Raw genomic sequence first — 4,795 nt, forward strand, 5'->3', positions numbered from 1 at the left:
ACCCTCCCCTTGGCAAGGGGAGGGTGCCGTCAGGCGGGTGGGGTATCTGTCGCAAACATTTTTTGAATCGGTATAAGCTATACAGAATACCCCACTGAATTCTGACCACTGACTCCTGAATTCTGTTTGATAAAATATCGCCCACACCTGAATCACAAGCGTGGGCGATTTATTTCTACAAAGAATTAGCTAAACAACGGCAGAGACTTGTTTTTTAAAGAAAGCTTCTAAAACTCTCTCTGCTATTTGATGACTAGTCAAACCCAATTCTGTTTTCGATTCATTGGGTTCGGCATGGTCTACTAATATATCTGGTACACCAAATCGCTTGACAGGAATGAGAATATCTGCATCTAATAAAGCTTCGGCGATCGCACTACCAAAACCACCCATGACGCAGCCTTCCTCTAAGGTGACAACTCGTCCGATTTTCTTAGCTAAAGGCAAAATCAACTCGGTATCTAAAGGCTTGGCAAAACGGGCATTAATTACAGTTGCTTCGATGCCATGTTCGCTCAAGATTTCCGCAGCTTGCATTCCCGGATTAACCATTGTGCCATAGCTGACAATTAACACGTCATCCCCTGTACGCAGAATTTCACCTTTGCCGATTTCTAAAGGTTCCCAGCCTTCTTCCATCAGTGGCACGCCGTAGCCATTGCCACGTGGGTAACGCATAGCAATGGGGCCGCTAGTATGGTTAACACCGGTTACCATCATCCGTTGCAGTTCTGCTTCGTCTTTGGGTGCCATCAGTACCATGTTAGGGATGCAACGCAGATACGCAATGTCATACATACCTTGGTGGGTGGGGCCGTCAGCACCAACAATTCCTGCCCTATCTAAGCAGAAGAACACTGGTAAGTTTTGAATGCAGACATCGTGAATAATTTGGTCGTAGGCACGTTGCAAGAAGGTAGAATAAATGGCGGCTATGGGGCGCATTCCTTCTGCGGCTAGACCGGCTGCTAAGGTAACGGCGTGTTGTTCGGCAATGCCGACATCTATATATTGATTGGGTAGTTTTGCTTGTAGTTTATCTAAACCTGTTCCCGTTGCCATCGCCGCAGTGATACCGATGATTTTGGGATTTTGTTCGGCAAGTTTCACCAAAGTGTGAGCAAAAACTTTAGCATAAGCCGGTGGTTTGGGTTTGCTAGAGGGAATAGCTTTACCAGTTGTTAAATTGAAGGGACTTTGGGCGTGGTAACCTACTTGGTCTTGTTCTGCGATTTCATAGCCTTTGCCCTTGACTGTTGCCACATGTACTAAAACTGGGCCTGGTATTTGATGCGCTTGTTGGAAAGTGGCAATTAATTCTTCTATATTATGTCCATCAACTGGGCCGATGTAGGTAAAACCCAATTCTTCAAACACTGCACCTACCTTAGGAACAGCCAACCGTTTCATACCTTCTTTGATGCGTCCGAGTTCGGGAGACAGAGATTCACCAACGAAGGGAATTTGTTTAAATTGTTCCTCAAAGTTATCTTTGATGAATTGCACCGGTGGACTCAGGCGCATTTTGTTGAGATAGCGAGGAATGGCTCCCACATTAGGAGATATGGACATTTCGTTGTCGTTGAGAACAACTAACAAATTAGTTTTGGGCAAGTGTCCGGCATGGTTAATGGCTTCTAAAGCCATACCTCCTGTGAGTGCGCCATCACCAATGACAGCCACGGCTTTAAATTTTTCGCCTTTTGAATCTCGTGCTAAAGCCATGCCCAATGCTGCTGAGATGCTGGTGGAAGCATGTCCCGCACCAAAGTGATCGAATTTATTTTCGCAGCGTTTGAGATAACCTGCAACTCCATCCTTTTGTCTGAGGGTATGGAAGCGATCGTAACGTCCTGTAAGTAGTTTGTGAGGATAGGCTTGATGTCCTACATCCCAAATGACTTTATCCCGATCTAAGTCCAGTGTTTGATAAAGCCCTAGTGTTAATTCTACGACACCCAACCCTGGCCCCAAATGTCCACCGTTAACTGCTACGGTTTGAAGATGCTTATCTCGAATTTGACGGGCGATTTGTTGCAGTTGTCGAACGGATAAACCGTGCAACTGATTGGGATGGGTAATTTCGCTCAGATGCATATTACAGGGTTTTCCTCTCTAATTTCTGGTTTCGGTATATTGATTTTCCCACGGTCGGGTTATCTACATAATTAGACTGTTAGATTGTTACTAAGTTGTAGCGGAAAGTATAACTTCGTAATTGATAACGTCTAAAAATGGATTAATAGTTAACAATTTGTCAAGACAAAAGTTCAGAATTCAATTAGTTGCTGGTATGAATTCTCGATTTCAAACTACTTCACATATATTTGTTGTGTTGAGGTTGATACCACCAGATGTACTACTTTGCGATCGCTACTCATCTGGTTACTATACCTTCTTCAGTAAAATTACTTGAATATTTCCTCCAAAATTAGTATTTTTGGCAACTTAATATTCCATTTTCTTAAAAAATCTTATCATATTTTTTCGATGAATGGCAAACAGTATACAGAAAAATAGCACAATATAAGGATCTTAAATTCAATTGTGAAATATAGTTTCCATTCATCCATACTTAAATATGGAGTTAATAATGCTTACATATACTGGTAATATATTGAATAATCAGAATGTAAAAAATAAAACTTATAAACCCTCGATTTATTAGTTTAAAAGTGGTTTTTATTACCGATAAATTAGAATTACTGATAATAAATATGCCCTTTACACCGTCAAGCAAGCACCCCAGGAAAAACTCAGAAAATATTAGACTTCTAAGAGAAGTCGGGAAAAGGAGGTGCATGTTTGGTATTTTCCCTTTCCCTAATAAAGATATATCCCTTTTCCCACAAGAGTGCAAAAAGCAATTGATTGCAAGAGGTATATTGTTCGGGTTATTGACGCCGGGTGATGGGGTTTAGCAGCAACTTCATTCCCATTTGATGCTACCGTGGATTCGCAAGTAGTTCATCAGACATTTAACGGACGAGTGTACTGAATCTTGTTCAAAAATCAAATAGTAGTCTTATATTACATATTAGTTTTGTTGACTGTTAACCGTTAACAGTCAACAGCAATATTTCTCACAACTGAAATAGCATTGCTATAAAATGTCATAATTGGTTTGTGGAACTGGAACAAATCGCAGTCTAATAACCAAAAAACCTTGCAAACTTCATCATGGATGAATCTTGCTAATGTCACAGCTTAAACAGAGGTAATGATTGTGACATGAAAACAGAAGTCACAATTCAGAATCCAAAATTGAGAATGTAATCAGTGGAAAATTTACATTAGCCACTGATGGAAGACTAGCAAATTTCAATTTGTTGCAAAACTAAAACTTAGTTATACTTCTACAGGGAAGCAAGCTATATCTGCTAGTGAGAAAAAGTTGATTCTGAGTTTTGAATTCTGACTTTTGAATTCTGCTGTAAGTTGTTAAATAATCCACAATCCACTAATGCTATACAGAAGATTTGGACGCACAGAATTACAGATGCCGGTGTTTTCCTGCGGCGGCATGAGATATCAATTCAAATGGCAAGATGTTCCGGAATTGGAAATTCCTGCTAAGAACCAAGCAAACTTGGAAGCAACCATCAACAAAGCTGTGGAAGTTGGTATTAATCACATCGAAACTGCTCGTGGTTATGGTACTTCCGAAATGCAATTAGGGAGAATATTACCCAAATTTCCCCGCGAAAAATTGATAGTTCAAACCAAAGTCGGCCCAGTAGAAGATGCCAAAGAATTCCGTAAAACCTTTGATAAATCATTAAAATATCTCCAGCTAGACTATGTCGATCTTTTAGGTTTGCATGGTATTAATACTCCTGAATTGTTGCACCACAGCATTCGCCCCGGTGGCTGTTTGGATGTGGTACGTCAATTGCAGGCAGAGGGTAAAGTGAGATTTGTGGGCTTTTCCACCCATGGCCCCACAGATGTAATTGTCAAGACAATTAAAACCAATCAATTTGATTATGTGAACCTGCACTGGTACTACATTAATCAATGGAATTGGCCGGCAATTGAAGCAGCTACACTTCATGATATGGGTGTATTTATTATTAGCCCATCGAATAAAGGAGGTTTGTTGTATCAAGCACCGCAAAAATTAGTAAATCTTTGCGCTCCTTTGAGTCCAATGGTGTTTAATGATTTGTTTTGTTTGAGTCATCCCCAAGTGCATACCTTGAGTTTGGGAGCAGCAAAACCAGAAGATTTTGACGAACATCTCAAGACTTTAGACTTAATAGATAGAGCATCAGAAATTCTGCCACCAATTTTGGCACGGTTGGAAGCAGAAGCCATCGCCACCTTGGGAGAAGATTGGGTAAAAACCTGGCATCATAATTTACCCACCCTTGACAAAACCCCTGGAGAGATAAATATTCGGGTGATTTTGTGGCTGTGGAATTTAGCAATGGCCTACGATTTGGTAGACTATGGCAAAATGCGTTATAACCTGCTTGGTCATGGGGATCATTGGTTTCCTGGTAATAAAAGCGATCGCTTAAATGAATTAGACTTACACCAATGTCTGACGCGTAGTCCCCACGCAGATAAAATCCCCCGAATTCTGCAAAAAGCACATCAATTATTGGGGGGTGAACAAGTAAAACGATTATCTCAACAATAAGTCTGAAGAAGAAATGGGTGTAAGGCTGTAAGGGTTTGAGGGAAGGGAAGAAGATTTAATAGACAGTAACTCCCAATACTGCTCGGGTTTTGGATTTTAAACTGGAATTTGGTTTGGGGAAAAGGTGAGCCAGCGCGGTCTTGGGGGTTT

The 4,795-nt window shown here is 40.9% G+C and carries 3 protein-coding genes; 2 read left to right on the forward strand and 1 reads right to left on the reverse strand.

All coding sequences use genetic code 11. The features are described 5' to 3' along the window. Positions 1-189: 189 nt before the first annotated feature. The gene (gene dxs / locus GNE10_RS32115; RefSeq protein ID WP_185570014.1) at positions 190-2,097 is read right to left on the reverse strand and encodes a 1-deoxy-D-xylulose-5-phosphate synthase; all 1,908 of its coding nucleotides are present in this window, start codon (positions 2,095-2,097) and stop codon (positions 190-192) included. A 196-nt stretch (positions 2,098-2,293) separates the two neighbouring features. On the opposite strand from dxs, the gene GNE10_RS36290 reads away from it, so the two are divergent. Both GNE10_RS36290 and GNE10_RS32120 read left to right on the forward strand, forming a co-directional pair. Further along, positions 2,294-2,416, forward strand: coding sequence for a hypothetical protein (locus GNE10_RS36290; RefSeq protein ID WP_257208131.1), 123 nt, complete (start codon positions 2,294-2,296; stop codon positions 2,414-2,416). A gap of 1,047 nt (positions 2,417-3,463) precedes the next feature. Continuing rightward, positions 3,464-4,645 carry an aldo/keto reductase gene (locus GNE10_RS32120; RefSeq protein WP_185570015.1) on the forward strand — a complete coding sequence of 394 codons (1,182 nt, stop codon included), beginning with the start codon at positions 3,464-3,466 and terminating at the stop codon, positions 4,643-4,645. Positions 4,646-4,795: the final 150 nt, after the last annotated feature.

The organism is Nostoc sp. 2RC (assembly GCF_014222165.1).
GTDB lineage: Bacteria > Cyanobacteriota > Cyanobacteriia > Cyanobacteriales > Nostocaceae > Nostoc > Nostoc linckia.

What these genes read in the sequence shown, in the direction of transcription:
- GNE10_RS32120 (WP_185570015.1), top strand. Translation starts at nt 3,464, where the DNA reads ATGCTATACAGAAGATTTGGACGCACAGAATTACAGATGCCGGTGTTT.
- dxs (WP_185570014.1), bottom strand. Translation starts at nt 2,097, where the DNA reads ATGCATCTGAGCGAAATTACCCATCCCAATCAGTTGCACGGTTTATCC.
- GNE10_RS36290 (WP_257208131.1), top strand. Translation starts at nt 2,294, where the DNA reads ATGAATTCTCGATTTCAAACTACTTCACATATATTTGTTGTGTTGAGG.